This window comes from Burkholderia sp. PAMC 26561 (assembly GCF_001557535.2).
Lineage (GTDB): Bacteria > Pseudomonadota > Gammaproteobacteria > Burkholderiales > Burkholderiaceae > Caballeronia.
Map to the genome: position 1 here is coordinate 221,472 of NZ_CP014307.1, position 18,562 is coordinate 240,033.

Genomic DNA, 18,562 nt, shown 5'->3' on the forward strand with positions numbered 1-18,562 from the left:
TGGCATCACTTCAGGTAGTGCTTCGCGATCATTGCGCCGACCGTGTATTTTGGATCGACAAAATTGCCGAGACGCACCTTGCCGCATTGACTCAGCATCATATAGGCATCCCATTTGTCGAATCCGTATTCCGCAGCCATCCACAGCACGAGTTCACGATACGCAATCCGCGTCGCGTCCTCGAGCGGCCGCGCGCTGCCGATGCTCATCAACGCGTCCTCGTTCTCAAGACGTGGCCACGCTATGGCCCAGTTCTTGATCAGGTCCACGCGGATGGTGGTCGTGCTTGCGTATTCAACTGCCGTTCCGCAGACCTCCCCGTCGCCCTGGCACGCATGCGCGTCGCCAATGAACAAACGGGCGCCCGGCGAGCGGACCGGCAGGTAGGTGATGCTGCCCGGCCCCATGTCAGGTACGTCCATGTTGCCGCCGTGGGAATCCGGTGTCAGCGAATTGATGGAGTCGATTTCCGGGGAAAGACTCAACGTGCCGATATGCGGCTTGTACGGCAGGGTATTGCGCCGGCTCCAGTAGACGTTGTCTTCGTCGATCCTGATCTTGCGGACAATTTCCGGCAGCGGTTCATTGAGCAAGGCCGTATAGTCCGTACCCGTCAGCGCGCCGAAGTTGGGGATCATGCAGCAAAAGCCATGGGGATCATCGCCACGCGGCGCCATCTTTTCGATGTACACCGCAATCACGTCACCCTTCTCCGCCCCCTCGATCATGATCGGGCCATTCTGCGGATTCAGGAACGGCATCTTCAGGATTTGCGACGGCTTGTCCGTCTCGGACATGATCTTGCCTTCGAACGCATCACGCGTCTCGACCACGACCGTATCGCCAGGCTGAACGTGCATGACCGGTGTGGAATACGGACCGATGGTGTAATGGAACGTGTCCTGCAGCGCTTCGGTCAGGTGATGGGTCGTGCCTTCGCGATTCGCGCCCACGCCGCGTTGCATCATGATCGAATCCTTAAGCCATTGCATGCCGTGTCCTTTCTAAAGTGCCAGATACTGGCGAATCAATTCTTCGTCGGCGAGTTGGGCGCGGTCGAGCGTGCTGACAATCCGCCCCTTGTCCATCACGCAGCAGCGCGCCGCGACGCTTTCAACCATCCCCATGTTCTGCTCGACCAGCAACACACCAATTCCGGTTTCATGAGTTATCCGGGTCAACGTCTCGCCAATCAGATCCACGATTGAAGGTTGGATGCCTTCGGACGGTTCGTCGAGCAACAGGATCTTGGGCGACCCGATCAACGCACGCGCAATCGCAAGTTGCTGCTGTTCGCCGCCGCTCAGCGTGCCGGCTTTCTGCTGGAAGCGTGCGCCGAGCACGGGGAAATAGCTCACGACCTTGTCGAGCATTTCCGTAAGGTGCGCGCGGTTCGACTGAGCGCCCACTTGGAGGTTTTCACGCACCGTCAAAGCCGGAAATACCTCGCGGCCTTGCGGTACGTATCCCACGCCGTGCCGTGCGCGCGAATACGGACGCGAGTCGCCAATCTCTTCGCCGTTCAGCGCAATGCTGCCGGCCATCAATGGAACGAGGCCAATCAACGCGCGCATCAGCGTTGTCTTGCCAACACCGTTGCGCCCGATCAACGCGAGAATCTCTCCGCGCTCGACCGTCATGGAGACGCCGTTCAGGACCTTGCCACCGGCATAGCCACATTCAACGCCGGCAATTTCGAGCAGAGTCGTCATTTCTTCTTGCCCAGGTAGATTTCGGCGACGTCATCGCGTGCGAGGATTTCCTCCAGCGGGCCATCGGCGAAAAGGCGGCCCGCGTGCAATACCGTCACGCGCGTCGCCACCTGCCTCACGAAGGCCATGTCGTGCTCGACGACCATGATGGTGAGTCCGCGCTCGCGCAAGCCCATGATCAACTCGCCCGTTGCGTGCGTTTCTTCCGCGGACATCCCGGCGACGGGTTCATCGAGGAAAAGAAGCTTCGGTTTGAGCGATACGGCCATCGCGATCTCGAGCCATTGCTTCTTGCCGTGTGACAAGTTGCCCGCAAGCACGTGTTCTTCCTCGGTCAGCAAGAACTGATGAAGCAGTTGCCCAAGCGACTCGATGCGATCGTCTTTCGCCCGATGCAAACCGAGCTGCAAATGCTGGCGCACGGTGAGCTCCGGAAAAATGCCCGGGATCTGGAACTTGATGCTCATGCCCATGCGGATTCGCTCATGAGGCAGCACGTGATTCAGATCGCGGCCAAGGAACGAAACGGACCCGGCACTCGGACGATGCTCGCCCGTGATGAGCTTGAAGAAGGTGCTTTTCCCGGCACCGTTCGGCCCGATCACACAGCGGATCTCACCCGCGCCGATTGCAAAGTCGATACCGTTGATCACGTGCGCGCCGCCAAAATGCTTGGCAAGCGCACGGGTTTCGAGCAGGTTGGTACTCATGGCTCACTCCTCGTGCGTGCCTTGAACGACTGCGTGGAATGCGCCTTGCGCGCAGTGCCGCGCCGCACGAGCTTGAACATCAAAGGCAGCAAACCTTCAGGTGCCACCAGCACCACGAACAGGAGGATGGCGCCCATCAGGATCAGCGCGTACTGGCTTCCGTAGATTGCGAGCCATTGCGACAGCCACACGAGCAGCGCAGTGCCGATGATCGCGCCACCAATGCTTCGGCGCCCGGCCGTTGCGACCCAGATGATCGGCATGGCGGCCGACGTCAACCCCATCGCGGATGGCGTGATGTACGAACCCCAGATCGTATAAAGCGCGCCGGACAAGCCGCCGAGGGTGCAGCCGAATACGAAGATGAGGAGCTGATGCCGGCGGATATCGACGCCCAGCATTTCGGCCCGTTGCGGATTCTCACGGATCGCAACGAGCGTCAGCCCAAAAGGAGAATCCAGAAGGCGCCGGGTAATTCCATAGACAAGCGCGAGCAGCACGACGACCAGATAGTAAAAGCGCGTATTCTCCAGCGTCACTTCGCCGCCAAACCACGGTATCGACAAAGGCGGCATGCCGGACATGCCGTTGTATCCGTTGAGGCGCGCCTCACCAATGGCCCATTGCGGTCCCGCCGTTTGCGCCATGAACGTCTCCAGGACGAGCGTCACCGAAAGCGTCACGATGCCGATAAACACGCCCTTGATCTTGCCGTAGAAAATCATGTAACCGAGGAGCGCCGCGACGACCACGCTCACCGCGAGCCCGATCAGCAACCCGCTCCATGACGAGACCCAGCCATCGCCAAGATTGATCGTGACGATTCCGTAGGTGTAGCCCGACAGGCCGAAGAACGCGGTTTGTCCGAACGACAGAATGCCGCCCTGGCCCCACATTGCGGCAAGCCCTATTGCCGAAAATGACCAGACGAGGCAATACGCGAAGTTGCCGCTCGCAGTGCTGTCGACAACAAGCGGCAGACACAAGGCCAGCAGCCACGGCGCGAGTCGCATGACCGTCGGAACGAGGCGTCGCGCCGGGGCATTGGAAGTTGATTGATTCATCGGCGATTCCTAGCGTGCGCGGCTGAAGAGATTGCCCAGTCCCTGCGGCATCAGACGGATCACGACGATCACCGTCAGCAGCAAGCCGATTTGTCCGAACAGTTGTCCATACGACGCCGTGAGCGCGGTTTGAATGACGGCGAGCGCGGCGGCGGCCGGCGTGGTTCCGGCGATCACGTTGGCGCCGCCCACCACGACCGAGACAAACGCCTGCACGATGAAGTTCGTGCCCATCGTCGGAACCGCCGTCATGGTCGGTGCGTAGAGTGCGCCCGTGAGTCCAGCGAGCCCGGCGCCGAGCGCAAAGGTCAGCGTATAGAGCCGGTCCGTGCGCAGCCCGAGCGATTGCGCCATGTTCGCGTTTTGAATCGTGGCTCGCGCGCACACCCCGTAGTTGCTCTTGAAAAACAACAGGTAGAGCAAGCCGAGAATAATCAGCGCGATGACCGGCAACACGGCGCGGTATGTGGAGAACGAATATTCGCCGAGAGCGAACGACCCGAAAGGCGTGCTGATCCCTTCCATGGACGGACCGGCCACGAGCAGCATGGTCTGCTGCACGATCAGGCTGATCGCCCAGGTCGCCACGACTGAATCGTAGAGCCGGTTGTAGAGATGCCGGATCACAAGCCGTTCGATGGCAACGCCCGCGATAGCCGCCGCGAGCGCGCCAGACAGCATGGCGAGAGGCAATGGGACGCCACGCTTCGCGCAGATGATGGTCACGTAGGCGCCGCACATGATGAACTCCCCATGTGCCAGGTTGATGATGCCCATCATGCCGAAGATGACGGCCAGCCCGAGCGCGGCAAGCACAAGGTAGGCGAAGTTGTCGCCAAACTGATAGATGACCGAATACAGTGCGGAGAGTGCTGTCATCGCGAAGAAGATCTCGTTGAAGCTTGGGTATCGGCATGAGCATGATCGCCCCGCCATGAAGCGCGAGGCGACCACGTCATTGCATCAGGACTTGGGCAGGCTCGACGGCGTGTACTGACGATGATCCGGCTTCACGGGAAGATTGCACCCGACTTGCCCGAGCCAGTACGGTTGGACGTCGTTCCATACCTTTGGAATCTCGACCGAGTGATCTTCCTTCACATGCACGAGATAGATCGTGTGGCTCAGGTGATGACTCTTCGGATCGATGCAGACCTTCCCTGAAGGTCCGTCCGTGCAGATGTTGCCGCCATCCAGCGCTTTCTCCACTGCAGCCTGATCGGTCGACTTCGCCTTTTCCACTGCAGCCTTGTACAAATACACGGCGTCGTAGGCGTTCGCTGCTTCCTGATTGATGTAGGACTCGTTCGGATACTTGGCGTGGAAGCGCTTCTTGAAATCGTTGCTCGCGGGCGAATCAACTTCTTCCACATAGTTCGCGGTGACGAACATGTCCTTCAGCGCCGGCGCCTTGAAGCGCTTGTGCTCATAGGCCTGGCCTACGTTCACGGAACTTCCCATCGGCAGGTTCAGATGGGCGGACGCCTGCTGCTCGTAGTAGGACGCCTGATTCGCGCCGACCAGCAAGGTCATCACGAAGTCCGGCTTCGCTTTCTGGATGTTTTGAATGGTCTGTCCGAACTGCGAGACGCTGAGCGGAATGAACTCTTCGCCGACCATTGTGCCGCCGTTTTCCTTGACGATATTGCGAACCCATTCCGCCGATATCTGGCCGAAGTTGTAATCCGCTGCGATCGTGTACACCTTCTTGCCGTACTTCTGCATCATCCATGGAATCAGCGTCGAGAATTGCTGCTCGGGAACCGCGCCGGTAACGAACACGTTCGAGTCACACACGCCGCCTTCATACTGGTTGTTGTACCAGTAGAGCTGGTGCGCGCGGTCCATGATCGGGCGGATCGCTTCACGCGACGCGCTTGAGAAGCCGCCGAAGATCACGTCGGCCTTGTCGGTCTGGATGAGGCGGCGCGACAGTTCCTGGAACTTGGTGTTGTCCGACTGCGTGTCATAGGCAATCAATTTGATCGGCCGGCCCATGATGCCGCCCTTCGCGTTGATCTCGTCCACTGCAAGTTCGGTTGCGTGTATTTTGGGAATGGTGGCCAACGCGAAATTTCCCGATGCGTCTTCGAGTAAACCCAGCTTGATAGGGTCCGCTGCAATCGCGGCTACGGAAGAACAGGCAAGCGCGACCGAAACGGCCATGCGCAACCAGGATGACTTGTCAGCCAGCATGCGTTATCTCCTTGGATTCATTCGATCAAAAAAAAGACGAAAAAAAGCCCTCCGACGAACCAGGGTTCGTTGAAGGGCTTCGGTGCCATGTCCTCGTGCCGGCATCGTTGGCGACATGAGGAATCTTGCAGCAATCTTAGGACGCCAAAAAACGCGGTGTCAATGCTCTTTGACTCAGGAGGCGAAAATTCGCCCCGGGAAAATCGCGTTCAGACGCTGCGCAGGAGCACGTTCCACTCAGGCGAGTCGATCACGGAGCGAGCGCGCATGAACTTCCACGCGCCATACTTGAAGTAGTCGAAGTCGAGCGTCGATATCTCGTTCTGAAGCATGGACCAGGTCGCCCATTTGAGATCGGCGAGCGCCTTGTGCACAATAACGCGCGCCATGTTCGCTTCGCACACGCTGCCGAAGTAGGACTCGACCATTTCCTCTTCCATCTGGCGCGTGAAAAACATCTCGCCGCTCAATGCGCCGAGATCGTAGCAACGATCGTTGTTCGAAGCGTATTCGTAGTCGATCAACAGCACTGTCCCGGCTTCATCGCGGAGAAAGTTGCCGGGCATGGGGTCGTTGAAACACGCAACGATATCCAGTCCCGACGCTTCCAGCGCGGCGCGCGCGCGAGTGTACTCACCGTGCAGGCGCGCGAAATCCGCGGGCAGTTTGCCACCGACCTCACGCACCTGCTCCACATGTTCGTCGATCAGGTTGAAGATGGTCTTAGTCAGCGGCAACAATGGCGAGGCGTGCAATGCACGATATGCGGCAATGATCGAAGCACGAAGCGGTGCGTCAAAAAAATCGCGGTTCGAACACGTCGTGCGCCCTTCCACGAAGTCGTTGATCTCCACACCCAGTTCGGCGGCAAAGTCGTAAAGGCGCGGCCCGATGCCAATGGTCTCGGCCTGCTTGCTTGCCGCAAACGCCACTTTGCGATCGATGAACTGCTCCGTTCCACGCCCCGGCACCTTGACGAAATAGCTCGTTGATTCGCTATCCAGCCAGACACGCCAGTTGCTGTTGCTGATGCCGCCGGGAACGGGCGCGTATCTCAACGCACGGCCGTTCCAGGGCTGGACGCTCCGCAGTACGGCTTCGATTTCCCGTTCGGCTTCGCTTGAAGCCGTACCCAGCATTTTCGTCTGCATCGTCATTGCCTTTTCAAAGCAGGGGAAGCAAGTCATCGGTGTCCATGCGCGACGCGGCCATCGAGCAGCGCAGCAGACGCCATTGGGCATACTTCAGGAACTCGATGTTCCGGCGCGGCGACGTCGCGTTCATCTTCAATCCCCACAGACCCCAGCGCAGGTCGTCGGCGAATGCATAGCACCGGGTACGCGCGAGCGCCGCGTCCGTAACGTGGCCGTTCGCCATTTCCAGCGCCGCCGGCCACGTGGAAAGCTCGGGCAGGACCTCGTTCAGCGTCACGGCAATGTCGAATGCAGGGTCGGTGTTCGATGCCTCGTCGAAATCGACGAGTTGCAAATCGGCACCCGAGCCGCCGGCGCGCAGCATCACGTTCGAAGTCACACCGTCCGCGTGACACGGACATGTGTCGATGCCTGAAGCGGTGATTGCAGCACTCATGCGCGACGCAGTTACAACCAGGGTTGCAACGTCCGCCGTCAATGTCATGGATGCGGCGAGATGGCCGACGCGGTCAAACACGTTTGAATTCCGTTCGAACGCGGGGAGCACATGAATCGCGCGCTTGGCCGCAAGCAATTTTTCGAGTGTGGCGGGCTTTGCAAGGTCATCGAGATGGGCTGTCTGCCAGGTGGCGTCGAGCAGATCGAACGCGCTTATCCCGAACAACTCATTCAGGTGACGCGGGCCTGGCGTGAGGCCGATCGCGGCAACCGCAGCAGCCGCTCGCCAGGACGCGCCGATGTCTACCGTTTCCGCGAGATCCCGATGCATGATCTTGATGAAAAACGCGGGTGGCGCGTCACCGATGCCCACGCGAAGACATTCGCTCGATACACCGCGGTGCATCGGCGACATGACAGGCGTAAGCGCGGCTTCGTAGCTGACCGGTCCGCTCGCCCACGCAGCGATCGAACGGATGGCCGCTTCCACATGTGGCGAAGGTAGCATGACCTCAGCCTCCGCTCGCCGCTGCAACCGGGTCGCCGCCCGACTGGCAGAGGCGCGTCGCCACGCGCATGAGCACAGTCATGCCCGTGTCGAGATCATCCGAATGCGTGTCCTCATTTTCGTTGTGCGCAATACCGCCAACGCTCGGCACGAACACGAGTCCCGTCGGACACGTGTCGAGCAGACTGAGCGCGTCGTGGCCGGACACTGTATCGATCTCCCGGCTGCGCACGCCCGCCTCCAATGCACAAAGCTTCACGAGCTCACCCACCGCCGGCGGCAGCACGCGAATCGAACGGCTCGTGCGATTGCCGATCTCGACGGCGACGTTGGCGCGCTGCGCCGCAGTATCGATGGCTTGCATCGCGATGATTTCCGCTTCCTGGAGAATGCTGTCGTCCACGGCGCGCAACTCGATGGACAAATCCGTTTGCGACGGCACGACATTAGGCGAGTTGGGCTGCACGACGAGCCTTCCCACGGACGTATGAATCCGGTCCGGCCATTTGTCCGCAATGGCCCGAACGTCGCAGATCAATTGTGCCGCGGCGAACAGTGCGTCGCGTCGCGCGCCCATTTTTGCGGGACCGGTATGCGCCTGTTCACCTTTGAACGACACGTCGATTTTCGCGGCACCCCAATTACGCGTGACGATCCCGATGGGCACCTCGTCCGCTTCCAGCAGCCCGCCCTGCTCCACATGCAACTCGACATAGCAGGATGGCACGCAGGGCGGCGCGTCCGTGCCACGATAACCAATCGCCGCGAGGGCGTCGGAAAGCGTCACGCCGTCGTCGTCGCGGCTCGCGAGTGCATCGTTCATGCTCATCTTGCCAACGTATGTTCCGCTGCCGAGCAGACTCGGACGAAACCGCGCGCCTTCTTCGTTCGTCCAGTTCACCGCGCAAAAATCGCTGTCGAACGATACACCCGCGCGTTTTGCCAGCATCAGCCGCCGTCCGGCTTCGAAGGCCGCCAGCACACCGAGCACGCCATCGAAGCGCCCGCCACGCGGCTGGCTGTCGAGATGCGAGCCCATCATCACGAGGGGCGCGCCGGCGCGATCCGCGAGACGGAAGATGCCGAATTGATTGCCGACGCCATCCTTCGAAACTTCGGCGCCGGCCTCCCGCAACAGCGCGGCGAACGCATCGCGCGCCTCGCCGTCCTCCGCGCTTGCGCACAGGCGCGTCACGCCACCGGTCGCAAGGCCGCCGAACTGTGCAAACCGGGCGAGCAGGCTCGCCAGCTTGCCGGTCTCGGATGCATCAGGGATGGATGAGTTCGATGTCATGCTCAGCAAATATGTCCTTGAATGGAGCGGGTGGCGCGCGGTCACAGACCACCGTTACTTTTTCCGTGATCGGAAAAGTGTTGAGGTACGCTTCGCGTCCGAATTTGTCGATGTCGGCGAGGATCACCGACAAGCGCGTCTGCAACTTCAGCACCCCGCGCAGGTTTGATTCGTGTTCTTCATAATCCATCCAGCCATGCTTCAGGTCACAGGCGGCGATTCCCATGAACGCGGCATCGTAGAAAAAACGTCGCGCGTAAGACAGCGTCTCGTAGCCGACCAGCGCGTTGTCCTTGCCGCGCAGCATGCCCGGCGTCAAGTTCACGCGGGTGACGCTCGTGCCGAGCAGCAGTGCAATATCGATGGAGTTCGTCGTCACCGTCACGTTGCGTCCGATCAGCCGTCGGGCAAATGCAACGGTGGTCGTTCCTGAATCGATGAACAGCGACATGCCGTCCTCCACCAGCGGCACCGCCAGTTCCGCAACACGCGCCTTGCCGCGCACGTTGACCTTGCCCCGCTCCGTGACGGGACGTTCGACATCCAGCCGCGGCGGGACGGCGCCGCCATAGATGCGCCGCAACATGCCGCTTTGCTCGAGTTCCTTGAGGTCGCGGCGGATGGTTTCCTCCGACACGCTCAAGAGCTTGGCAAGGGGCGTCACCGAGACGCGCCCGTTGTCGCGAAGCCGGGTCAAAATCTCCTGATATCTATGCTCGGACATGAATTGTTCTGTTCTTGCTCTTCTACGATGGCAGCCGTCCTCAATCCTGAAGGACGGGCGTTCGCCGATGACCTCCGGCGGTTTCGTAATCGTATGCCATCGCGAGCAGCGCCGGCTCGCTCCATCGGCGGCCGACGAAAATCAGGTTGAACGGCGAGCCCGATTCGTAATATCCGGCCGGCAACGTGACGCCCGGCAAGCCTGCAATATTGATCTCGCACACCGTTGTTTCATGCAGCGTTTCGGTGCCCTCCCGCGGCGGCAACGCGTCGCGCAATTGCGGGAACACGAGACCGTCGAGCGCATGCTTCGTCATGACGTCTTCGAAGATCGACAGATAGGTTTCGCGCAGCGCATAGAACGCGCCGATCACCGGCGGCGCTGCTGCGTCTTGCAGATTTGCTTCCATGTCGGGCAGCGTCGACATGTAGGTCAGCACGCCCCCGGGCCCGAACGGATCTTCCGCGCGGGTCGCATGGACGAAATCCGTCCATGTCTTGATCGTGTTGCCGGGACCGAGACGCTCGAGATACTTCTGCATGTCGTACGGAAGGCTTTCCATGCCGCGTGCATCGAAGTGATCCGATCCCGGCGCAGGCTTGCCGAGCGCTGCGAAGCCACTGCCGGCGAAGGGGTCTGCAACCAGGATCGCGCCGCGTGCTTCGAGCTCTTCCTGTGCGCGTTCATAAAGCGCAATCGTTTCTTCCGATAACCCCCGGTCACGCCAGCCCGGACCGTAAAGTCCCAGCCGCTTGCCCTTGAGCGCGTCGTCACGCAAGCCCGCCGCGTAACCACCGGGCGGCTTCATGCCGACACCGGCCACGGTCTTCAGGTCCTCTTCGGAAAAACCCGCGAGTGCGTCGAGCGTCAGCGCCGCGTCGCGTACGCAACGGGCGATAGGGCCGACCACGTCGCGCGTGCTGCCTGCAAGCGGCATCACGCCTGCGTTGGGAACGAGCGCGAAGGTTGGTTTGATACCGACCAGCGCCTGCGCCGATGCCGGGTTCTGGATCGAACCGCCCGTTTCCTCCGCGAGACCAAGAACGGCCATGCTCGCACCGACCGCCGTCGCCGTGCCTGCGCTGCTGCCTCCAGGCATGAACGATACATCGACCGCGTTGAGCGTGGGACCCGCCCAGCTATCGTTTGCATGCGAACCTGTGGCGCTGAGCACGGGTACGTTCGTCTTGCCGAGAATCACGCAACCCGCCGCACGCATGCGAGCCACGACCGGAGAGTCCGTGGACGGCATCAGGTCCACGCCGCCGGTCGGGCTGTAAAGCAGCGTCCAGCCGGCGGTCGTGGGGAAACCCGCCATGTCCATGGTGTCCTTCACGACCACCGGCACGCCCGCGAGGGGCCCGAGCGTCTCACCCGCCGCGCGGCGGGCGTCGATGGCGCGGGCGTCATCGAGTGCGTCCGGATTCAGGAAGATGATCGCGTTATAGCGCGGATTGAACTTTGCTATACGTTCGAGGAACGCAGCAGTCAGCGACTCGGAAGTCATCGCGCCGCTGGCAAAGCCGGACTGGACTTGTTCGACGGTGAGTTCGGTGACATCGATGGTCGTGTCGGTCATGGAAAGATATCCGGTTTCAAACGAGCAATGAATGGAGTGGTTCTGGCGCTTCAGGCAATACCGGCGAACTCGTCGAGCATTGCCGGGTCCGTGACGATCTCGGGCGGAATCTCGCGCGTGACCGTGCCCTTTTGCAGGATCAGGATGCGCTGCGACAGTGACGCAATGAAGTTGAGGTTCTGCTCGACCAGCAAGATGGTGAGGCTGCGCTGCTCGGCAACACCCTTCAATGTGTCGATGATTTCGTCGATGATCGACGGCTGGATCCCTTCCGTGGGTTCATCGAGCAATACGATTTTTGGTCCGCCGCACAGGCATCGCGCGAGCGCCAGCAATTGCTGCTCCCCGCCCGATAGCGCGCCGCCCGGGCGGTCGAGATACGCTTTCAGACGTGGAAACAGTTCGAGGATTTCCGCGATCGTCTCTGTCTCGCCGCGCTTTGACAGCAGGCATCCCACACGCAGGTTTTCCATCACGCTCAATGTCGGGAAAATCTCGCGGCCCTGCGGCACATAGCCGATTCCCGCCTTGGCGCGAGCCGTGGCGCTGTAATGCGTGATGTCCACGCCATTGAAGCGCACGGTCCCGGAGGTCGTCGGCAAATGCCCGGTCAGCGTGCGCAGCAGCGTGGTCTTGCCCATGCCGTTATGGCCGAGAATCCCCACGCGCTCGCCTGCCTTCACGGAGAAATTCACTTGATTGAGAATCGGGATGCGGCCGTAGCCGGAGCATAACTGCGTCGCCTCGAAGAGCACCGTGCCCGCGTTTTCGCCGCTCATGCTGCACGCCTCCCGAGATACACATCCTTCACACGCTGGTCGGACAAGACAGTGTCCACCGATCCTTCCACCAGCACCGCACCTTGCGAGAAGACAGTCACGGTGCGTGCAATCATGCGAATGAACTGCATGTCGTGTTCCACCACGACCAGGGCCTGCGTCTTGTTGATTTCCTGAATCAGCTCCGCGGTGCGATGCACTTCTTCGTGGTTCATGCCGGCGGCAGGTTCATCGAGCAGAATCAATTCGGGTTCCTGAGCAAGTACCGTTGCGATCTCGACCCACTGCCGCTGTCCGTGCGCGAGCTGACCGACGATCCGGTCCGCGATGCCATCGAGTTTGAGCCGGGTCAGCGTTTGATCCACGATACGACGCGCATGCGCCAGCGACTTGCGCCGCCCCGCGCCAATGAACACGTTCTCGCGCACGCTGAGTCCGTTGAACACGTTGGGCACTTGCGTCTTGATACCCACGCCCAGCCGAGCGATCTGATGCGGGTTACTGCCGGTGACATCGTGGCTGCGGAAATGAATGCTGCCTTCGGTTGGTTTCAACTGTCCCGTAAGCATCTTGAAGAAGGTGCTTTTGCCCGCGCCGTTCGGGCCGATCAGGCAGCGCAGTTCGACTTCGCGCAGCGTGAAATCGACTTCGCGTACAGCGGTCACACCGCCAAAGCGCATGGTGACGCCCTTGGCCTGGAGAAGCGGAGGAAGAGCATTCATCAGTGCGACTCCGGCTTGGCGGTGGCGGACGAAGGCGGCGCGCCGGCAGCGCCTTTTGTCGGCGAGCCCAGTCGCAACAACAAGGAGCGCGCGACAGGCACGACGCCCTGCGGCACGAGCAGCACAAACGCGACGAGCACGATGCCAAGCCCCAGACTCGGGTCGATCACATGCTGTGTTCCAGCAATATTGATCAGATACTGGATGGCAACCGCGCCGAGTATCGGTCCGATCAGCGTGCCCAGCCCGCCGATCAGCACGGAAATGATGACCTGCGCCGACATGGTGAGCGCGAACACCGTCGGGCTGATGAAGCCACCCCAGTTCGCGAAGATGCAGCCCGCCGCGCCCGCAATGCCCGCGCCGACCATGAACGACATCAGCTTGTACATGCGCGGGTCGTAGCCGATCAGCATGGCGCGGGTTTCGTTCTCGCGGATCGCGACCACGACCCGTCCGAAACGCGACGCGAGAATCCACTTGAGCAACCCGTACACCACGATCAGCGCGCCCATTGCGACATACCAGACACCGATCTGGTCGAGCTGCTCGTCCGGTTTTCCCGGCGGCGCAAACACGGGGATGGCAGGGATGCCGTTGAAGCCGCCGAGCACCGCTTCACCAATGTGATACTGGCTGCCCGAGGTCGAGTTCATCAGTTCGAACAGGATCACCGAAACGGTCAGCGTGATCACGCCAATGTAGGCATCGGATATACGGCCGTAGAACATGAAGTAGCCGAGCAACGCGGCGAACAACATGGGGGCGATGATCGACAATGCGGCGGCCAGCGTGGTATCGCCGAAATTGATCGCCGCAATGGCATACGTGTAGGCGCCGATGCCGAGAAACGCGGCTTGCCCGAACGACAGGATGCCCGCATAGCCCCACACGAAGCCCTGGCTCAAACCGTAGATGGCCATGCCCGCGAACAGCGTTGCCTGCATTACGCCGAACGCGCTGATGGTGCGAGGCAATGCGAACATGACCACGAGGCAGATCATCACGACCGCCAGCGTGCCGCCCAGAAAAGATCTCGACCGAAGCGATTTCATGAGCTGCGCCTGAGGAAACGTCCGGTGATGCCCTGCGGCAGGATGCGGATCAGCAAGACCGCTGAAGCAAGCAGCGCGATATCGCCTATGACAGGCGTAGACATGAACGAGACGATCTCGTTGATGAAGCCAAAGAGCCCCGCCGCGAGTCCCGTTCCCGCGATGATCGCAGGGCCACCACCCAGCACGGTAATGAACGCCTTTGCAATGTACGCGCCGCCCATGCCGGGCGAGACACCTGAAATCGGCGACAGCACGCCGCCCGCAAGACCGGCGAGCGCGGCGCCAAGAGAGAACGTCGCCATGTAGACCGCCGACGGCCTGACCCCGAGCGAAGCCGACATCGCCGGATTCTGCATGGTGGCACGCAGGATCAGGCCGAAGCGCGTGCGGCGCAAGAGCATGAGCAAGGCAGCGAGCACGACAATGCCTATGCCGATGATCACCAGGCTGTACGCACTCACGCGGTATTGCCCGATCGAAAAACTCCCCACCGGCATCTGCACCGACTTCACCACGTTACCGAAGATGGACGTGATCAGCCCGATGAGACCCAGGCTGATGCCCCACGTGGCGAGCATCGTGTCCATCATGCGGCCGTAAAGAAACCGGATGATGGTGCGCTCGAGGATCAGACCCACCAGGCCGACGACGATAGGCGGCAGGATCAGCATCGATACCCAGATGTTGACGCCTGCCGTGCTGGCCGTCACGGCTGTGTAAGCGCCGAGCATCATGAACTCGCCGTGCGCGAGATTGATGATGCGCATCATGCCGTAGATGACGCCGAGGCCGATCGTGATGAGCACAAGCGTGGCGACGCCGGTCAGCACATTGAAGGCGAGTAGCCCGGTCAGGTCCATGGGTTGCGCCTCCTCAGGCCGGCGTGAACTGCTTGTTCGTGCGGGGTGACTTGATGAGATCGCACGCGCCGCCCGTGTCCGACGGGAACTGGTTCGGGAATGTCTGCAGGATGTCCCACACCTTGTCTTTCGGCCGTGCAAGGTAGGCGTTCCGAATGGTGTGATGCGTCGCCGGATCCATCTTGACCGTACCCGATGGTCCTTCGATCGTGATGCCGGTCTCGAGCGCCGTCACGACCTTCGCCTGCTCTACCGACCCGGCTTTCTTCACCGCCTCGGCCCACAGCATGATGCCTTCGTAGGTGGCGGTATCGAGCTCGCCGAGGTCCGTCAGGCTGGGCCCGTACTTCGCCTGCATGCCTTTGACGAAGGCGTTCGCGTTTGGCGTGTTGAGGTTGTTGTAGAAGCCGAAGCACGTGATGATGCCGTCGGTGGTCGCGGCGTCCATGGTCGTGAGTTCATCGCCGAGACCGAACACGGTCGCACCCACCGGGATCTTCGACTTCATTCCCGCTGCAGCCCACTGCCGGTAGAAACCAACATGGTTCGCGCCGACCAGCGCCGAGAGCACCATGTCCGGCTTCGCTTCCTGAATGCGGCTGATGGTGGAGGAAAAGTTGGTGACATCGAGCGGGAAGAAATCGGTATTGACCACCGTGCCGCCCGCCGCCTTCACGAACTTCGTCATCCAGCTTGCGGTGATGTGACCATAGTTGTAGTCAGCCGCGATGATATAAACCTTCTTGCCCCAGTTCTTCATTGCGTATTCGACGATGTGGTCCACCGTCTGCGCGGGCGTCGTGCCGGTACAGAACACGTTGCGGTCGCACACACCGCCTTCGTATTGCGTGTTGTAGAAATAGAGCGTCTTGCTGCGATCGAAGATCGGCCGGATGGCTTCACGCGAAGCCGACGTAATGCCGCCCTGGATCACATCGACCTTGTCCTGCAGCACCAGTTGCTGCGCATATTGCGTGTAGAGCTGAATGCTGCTTTGTGTGTCGTAGGCAATCAGCTTGACCGGCCGCCCGAGAAGGCCGCCCTTGTCGTTGATCTGCCCGACGGCGAATTCCGTCGCCTGTATCATGCGCCGGCCCTCGAGGCCAAGCGCGCCGGTTCCATCCAGGAGGCTTCCCAGCTTGATCGGCTCCGCCGCCGACGCGTTGCGGGTGACGTACGGCCCCACCAGTGCACCTACCGCGGCCGCCGCTCCAAATTTCAACGCTTTACGACGAGATCCGGATTCCATAGTCATCGATTCGCTCCGCATGCGATTGTGTTTGATTTGCCCGGTTTCAGTGTAGGCAAACAAAAATCCGCAAGATATTTATCAAAATAATCAATACATCGGGCAAATCGGGCATGACCAGACAAGAAAAAAGGCGCTTGTGAAGCGCCTTGCGCGATGCATGCCGGTTTTGGAGCCGACTCAGGCAATCGATCGAGGCAGTCGCGGATTGCGTTGCAGGGAAGGCGAGCGCTCGGTGATCTGCGGGCCGGAGTCTCCTTCAGCAATATCTCCAGCCGCAAATTGCTTGCGATACGCAGCAGGCGTGAGTGCCTTCAGCGCCTTGAACTGCCGGTTGAAGTTAGCGACGTTCGGAAACCCGGAGCGGGCTGCAACAACGGAAACGGGTGCGGAGGTATGCGCGAGCATCCGGCAGGCATGTCCAATCCTGATCCGGGCGATATATCGCCCGACGCTCTCTCCAATGTGCTGCTCAAAGTAGCGGGCCAGCGAACGTTCCGACACATTCGCCGCTTCGCAAAGTTCCGATAGACGCAGCGGCTCGGCGAAGCGCAAGTCGATCATCGACAGAACGCGATTGATGCGTTCGGGTTCATGGCCCGATGGCCCTTCTGTCCGGTCGCTGAATGAAGTGGGCGAAGCGAGCGGTTCGCCGGGCGCTTCGGCAAGCGTGCACAAGACATTCAACGCTGCGGCGAGGCGTTCTCGAGATGTGCTGGATAGCAGCTTGTCGACGTGCGTGTGCATTGCGGCGCCGACCTCCGGACTGAACGCAAGTCCGCATGCCGACCTGCGTAACAGGTTGCGCAAAGGCGCGTACTCCGGACAGACATCGGCAAGTCGCCGCGCCCAGTCGCCACCAAACCAGATCACGATTGCAACCTGCGGGGACGCCGGATCGATCGAGCGATTCGACGCCCACGTATGCGGAAGATTGGGCGGAACGAGAACCAGGTCTTCATCGGCATAGGCCGCAATCGAATCGCCGATATAGCGCTTCCCGTGACTATTCAGCGTCAGTGTCAGCTCGTATTCAGGATGGTGGTGCCATTCGAAAGGAATGCGCGGCAGACGCCGGTGGTAAACCCTGACGGAGCAGTCGTCTCCGAAATGAACGCGTTCGTAAGCGGGTTTCATGGCACAAGGCGCAAAGTAATTGTCCGGATCGTATCACTATCGCGGAGACGGTCAGCCTATGCTCTGGATAACCCGGAACCCATAAGGAGACAATCATGGCGCTGAAAATCGACGACCTTCCCGCAGCCATCCGGCAGGCCAAGCAGGAACTTCGTGCGCGCCTGCCGAACTACCGAGATGTCTTCGCGGAGGTGGACGAAGCTATTCGCGCCGAAGCCGCCAGGCTCGCCGCACAACGCGGTCGCGGCGAAAACGTAATCCCCGAAATCCAGTTCTCGGACATCGCGGAGCAGCGCGTGAGTGCCGCGCAGATCGACCTTGTAAAGACGCGCGGTGCTTGTGTAATCCGCAACGTCTTCGACCGCTCGAAGGTCGAGCAATGGGACCGTGACATTGCAGAGTACGTGGAGCGCAACGACCTGGATACACGACTGAAGACCCGTGCAGAAGACAAGTATTTTGGGCAGCTTGCATCGAGCAAGCCGCAGATCTATGGCGTGTACTGGTCGAAGCCGCAGGTACTTGCGCGGCAGGCGCCGTCGCTGACTGCGGCGCGCGTGTTCTTGAACCGACTGTGGTGCAACGAAAGTGAAGGCCGGGTCCACTTCGATCCGGAGCGCGTGCCGGCTTATGCGGACCGGATGCGCCGGCGGCCACCCGGCTCCGAGTCATTGGGCTTGTCGGCGCATTGCGATGGCGGCTCGGTCGAGCGCTGGATCGAGGGCAATTTCCGCAAGGTCTATCGGCATGTATTCGATGGGAACTGGCGTCAATACGACCCGTTCGACGCCGCGTTCCGGCCGGACGTGGAGGAGATTGCATCGCCTGCAGTATGTTCGATGTTTCGCACGTTTCAGGGGTGGACTGCGCTCACGCCACAAGGAGCTGGCGATGGCACGCTGCAACTCGTGCCCATTGCGAATTCAATGGCATACATCCTGTTGCGCGCCCTTCAGGACGATGTGGCCGACGACGACCTGTGCGGCGCCATGCCCGGCCGCGCACTTTCCATCAAGCCGGAATTTCATGCGCCGCTGTTCGACGCCCTCTCGTCAATCCCACACATGCAGGCGGGCGACACCGTGTTCTGGCACAGCGACGTGATTCACGCGGTGGAAGATGCACACCGCGGTGCGGGCTACAGCAATGTGATGTACATCGCGTCGGCACCCTCATGCGCCAAAAACGACGAATACCTCAAGCGGCAGTTATCCAGCTTCATTGAAGGCAAGAGCCCGCCCGACTTCCCGGCCGACAATTTCGAAGTCGATTTTGCCGGACGAGCGACAGCCGAGGACTTGACGCCGCTTGGCAAAGCGCAACTCGGCTTTGGTCTGTAATCGCCATCAATCAAAGGACACGACGGCACGCCACGATG

General features: G+C 60.7%; 18 protein-coding genes. 1 reads left to right on the forward strand and 17 read right to left on the reverse strand.

Annotation, left to right across the window (positions count from 1 at the left end; all coding sequences use genetic code 11):
• Window positions 1–5 precede the first annotated feature (5 nt).
• The 17 genes from AXG89_RS16675 to AXG89_RS16760 form a co-directional block, all read right to left on the reverse strand.
• The gene (locus AXG89_RS16675; RefSeq protein WP_062170984.1) at window positions 6–992 is read right to left on the reverse strand and encodes an acetamidase/formamidase family protein; all 987 of its coding nucleotides are present in this window, start codon (window positions 990–992) and stop codon (window positions 6–8) included.
• A 12-nt stretch (window positions 993–1,004) separates the two neighbouring features.
• Window positions 1,005–1,712, reverse strand: a complete 708-nt coding sequence (locus AXG89_RS16680) for an ABC transporter ATP-binding protein (protein WP_062170986.1) — start codon at window positions 1,710–1,712, stop codon at window positions 1,005–1,007.
• Window positions 1,709–2,422, reverse strand: coding sequence for an ABC transporter ATP-binding protein (locus AXG89_RS16685; protein WP_062170988.1), 714 nt, complete (start codon window positions 2,420–2,422; stop codon window positions 1,709–1,711). Before AXG89_RS16685 ends, AXG89_RS16680 begins: the two co-directional genes overlap by 4 nt.
• On the reverse strand, window positions 2,419–3,435 hold the full coding sequence (locus tag AXG89_RS16690) for an ABC transporter permease subunit (protein WP_236873495.1): 1,017 nt from the start codon (window positions 3,433–3,435) through the stop codon (window positions 2,419–2,421). The genes AXG89_RS16685 and AXG89_RS16690 overlap by 4 nt, the downstream gene beginning before the upstream one ends.
• Before the next feature lie 60 nt (window positions 3,436–3,495).
• Window positions 3,496–4,365, reverse strand: a complete 870-nt coding sequence (locus tag AXG89_RS16695; RefSeq protein WP_062003006.1) for an ABC transporter permease subunit — start codon at window positions 4,363–4,365, stop codon at window positions 3,496–3,498.
• 84 nt (window positions 4,366–4,449) lie between these two features.
• Window positions 4,450–5,682, reverse strand: coding sequence for an urea ABC transporter substrate-binding protein (locus AXG89_RS16700; protein ID WP_062170992.1), 1,233 nt, complete (start codon window positions 5,680–5,682; stop codon window positions 4,450–4,452).
• A 209-nt stretch (window positions 5,683–5,891) separates the two neighbouring features.
• On the reverse strand, window positions 5,892–6,833 hold the full coding sequence (locus AXG89_RS16705) for a choline/ethanolamine kinase family protein (RefSeq protein WP_062172549.1): 942 nt from the start codon (window positions 6,831–6,833) through the stop codon (window positions 5,892–5,894).
• A gap of 13 nt (window positions 6,834–6,846) precedes the next feature.
• Window positions 6,847–7,782 (reverse strand): phosphotransferase, encoded by a 936-nt coding sequence (locus tag AXG89_RS16710; RefSeq protein WP_062170995.1) that lies wholly within the window; start codon window positions 7,780–7,782, stop codon window positions 6,847–6,849.
• A 4-nt stretch (window positions 7,783–7,786) separates the two neighbouring features.
• Window positions 7,787–9,076 carry a Zn-dependent hydrolase gene (locus AXG89_RS16715; RefSeq protein WP_062170996.1) on the reverse strand — a complete coding sequence of 430 codons (1,290 nt, stop codon included), beginning with the start codon at window positions 9,074–9,076 and terminating at the stop codon, window positions 7,787–7,789.
• A complete protein-coding gene (locus AXG89_RS16720; RefSeq protein ID WP_062003010.1) occupies window positions 9,051–9,800 on the reverse strand; it encodes a DeoR/GlpR family DNA-binding transcription regulator in 750 nt (249 codons plus the stop codon). The genes AXG89_RS16715 and AXG89_RS16720 overlap by 26 nt, the downstream gene beginning before the upstream one ends.
• A 40-nt stretch (window positions 9,801–9,840) precedes the next feature.
• The gene (locus AXG89_RS16725) at window positions 9,841–11,379 is read right to left on the reverse strand and encodes an amidase (protein WP_062170998.1); all 1,539 of its coding nucleotides are present in this window, start codon (window positions 11,377–11,379) and stop codon (window positions 9,841–9,843) included.
• Window positions 11,380–11,429: 50 nt separating this feature from the next.
• Window positions 11,430–12,158, reverse strand: coding sequence for an ABC transporter ATP-binding protein (locus AXG89_RS16735; protein ID WP_062171000.1), 729 nt, complete (start codon window positions 12,156–12,158; stop codon window positions 11,430–11,432).
• Window positions 12,155–12,880: an ATP-binding cassette domain-containing protein gene (locus tag AXG89_RS16740; protein ID WP_062171002.1), complete on the reverse strand. Its 726-nt coding sequence runs from the start codon at window positions 12,878–12,880 to the stop codon at window positions 12,155–12,157. Before AXG89_RS16740 ends, AXG89_RS16735 begins: the two co-directional genes overlap by 4 nt.
• Window positions 12,880–13,935, reverse strand: a complete 1,056-nt coding sequence (locus AXG89_RS16745; RefSeq protein WP_062171004.1) for an ABC transporter permease subunit — start codon at window positions 13,933–13,935, stop codon at window positions 12,880–12,882. The genes AXG89_RS16740 and AXG89_RS16745 overlap by 1 nt, the downstream gene beginning before the upstream one ends.
• Window positions 13,932–14,798, reverse strand: coding sequence for a branched-chain amino acid ABC transporter permease (locus AXG89_RS16750; RefSeq protein ID WP_062171006.1), 867 nt, complete (start codon window positions 14,796–14,798; stop codon window positions 13,932–13,934). The genes AXG89_RS16745 and AXG89_RS16750 overlap by 4 nt, the downstream gene beginning before the upstream one ends.
• 13 nt (window positions 14,799–14,811) lie before the next feature.
• Window positions 14,812–16,053: an urea ABC transporter substrate-binding protein gene (locus AXG89_RS16755; protein WP_062172550.1), complete on the reverse strand. Its 1,242-nt coding sequence runs from the start codon at window positions 16,051–16,053 to the stop codon at window positions 14,812–14,814.
• A 174-nt stretch (window positions 16,054–16,227) separates the two neighbouring features.
• Entirely contained in the window at window positions 16,228–17,184 is a 957-nt protein-coding gene (locus AXG89_RS16760; protein WP_062171008.1) for a helix-turn-helix domain-containing protein, read from the reverse strand.
• A 95-nt stretch (window positions 17,185–17,279) separates the two neighbouring features.
• Here AXG89_RS16760 and AXG89_RS16765 point away from each other — a divergent pair, with 95 nt between their 5' ends.
• The gene (locus AXG89_RS16765; RefSeq protein ID WP_062171010.1) at window positions 17,280–18,524 is read left to right on the forward strand and encodes a DUF1479 domain-containing protein; all 1,245 of its coding nucleotides are present in this window, start codon (window positions 17,280–17,282) and stop codon (window positions 18,522–18,524) included.
• Window positions 18,525–18,562 lie beyond the last annotated feature (38 nt).

Excerpts from the sequence above, each read along its gene's own strand:
- AXG89_RS16675 (WP_062170984.1), bottom strand. The coding sequence starts at position 992 with ATGCAATGGCTTAAGGATTCGATCATGATGCAACGCGGCGTGGGCGCG.
- AXG89_RS16680 (WP_062170986.1), bottom strand. The coding sequence starts at position 1,712 with ATGACGACTCTGCTCGAAATTGCCGGCGTTGAATGTGGCTATGCCGGT.
- AXG89_RS16685 (WP_062170988.1), bottom strand. The coding sequence starts at position 2,422 with ATGAGTACCAACCTGCTCGAAACCCGTGCGCTTGCCAAGCATTTTGGC.
- AXG89_RS16690 (WP_236873495.1), bottom strand. The coding sequence starts at position 3,435 with ATGCGACTCGCGCCGTGGCTGCTGGCCTTGTGTCTGCCGCTTGTTGTC.
- AXG89_RS16695 (WP_062003006.1), bottom strand. The coding sequence starts at position 4,365 with ATGACAGCACTCTCCGCACTGTATTCGGTCATCTATCAGTTTGGCGAC.
- AXG89_RS16700 (WP_062170992.1), bottom strand. The coding sequence starts at position 5,682 with ATGCTGGCTGACAAGTCATCCTGGTTGCGCATGGCCGTTTCGGTCGCG.
- AXG89_RS16705 (WP_062172549.1), bottom strand. The coding sequence starts at position 6,833 with ATGCAGACGAAAATGCTGGGTACGGCTTCAAGCGAAGCCGAACGGGAA.
- AXG89_RS16710 (WP_062170995.1), bottom strand. The coding sequence starts at position 7,782 with ATGCTACCTTCGCCACATGTGGAAGCGGCCATCCGTTCGATCGCTGCG.
- AXG89_RS16715 (WP_062170996.1), bottom strand. The coding sequence starts at position 9,076 with ATGACATCGAACTCATCCATCCCTGATGCATCCGAGACCGGCAAGCTG.
- AXG89_RS16720 (WP_062003010.1), bottom strand. The coding sequence starts at position 9,800 with ATGTCCGAGCATAGATATCAGGAGATTTTGACCCGGCTTCGCGACAAC.
- AXG89_RS16725 (WP_062170998.1), bottom strand. The coding sequence starts at position 11,379 with ATGACCGACACGACCATCGATGTCACCGAACTCACCGTCGAACAAGTC.
- AXG89_RS16735 (WP_062171000.1), bottom strand. The coding sequence starts at position 12,158 with ATGAGCGGCGAAAACGCGGGCACGGTGCTCTTCGAGGCGACGCAGTTA.
- AXG89_RS16740 (WP_062171002.1), bottom strand. The coding sequence starts at position 12,880 with ATGAATGCTCTTCCTCCGCTTCTCCAGGCCAAGGGCGTCACCATGCGC.
- AXG89_RS16745 (WP_062171004.1), bottom strand. The coding sequence starts at position 13,935 with ATGAAATCGCTTCGGTCGAGATCTTTTCTGGGCGGCACGCTGGCGGTC.
- AXG89_RS16750 (WP_062171006.1), bottom strand. The coding sequence starts at position 14,798 with ATGGACCTGACCGGGCTACTCGCCTTCAATGTGCTGACCGGCGTCGCC.
- AXG89_RS16755 (WP_062172550.1), bottom strand. The coding sequence starts at position 16,053 with ATGACTATGGAATCCGGATCTCGTCGTAAAGCGTTGAAATTTGGAGCG.
- AXG89_RS16760 (WP_062171008.1), bottom strand. The coding sequence starts at position 17,184 with ATGAAACCCGCTTACGAACGCGTTCATTTCGGAGACGACTGCTCCGTC.
- AXG89_RS16765 (WP_062171010.1), top strand. The coding sequence starts at position 17,280 with ATGGCGCTGAAAATCGACGACCTTCCCGCAGCCATCCGGCAGGCCAAG.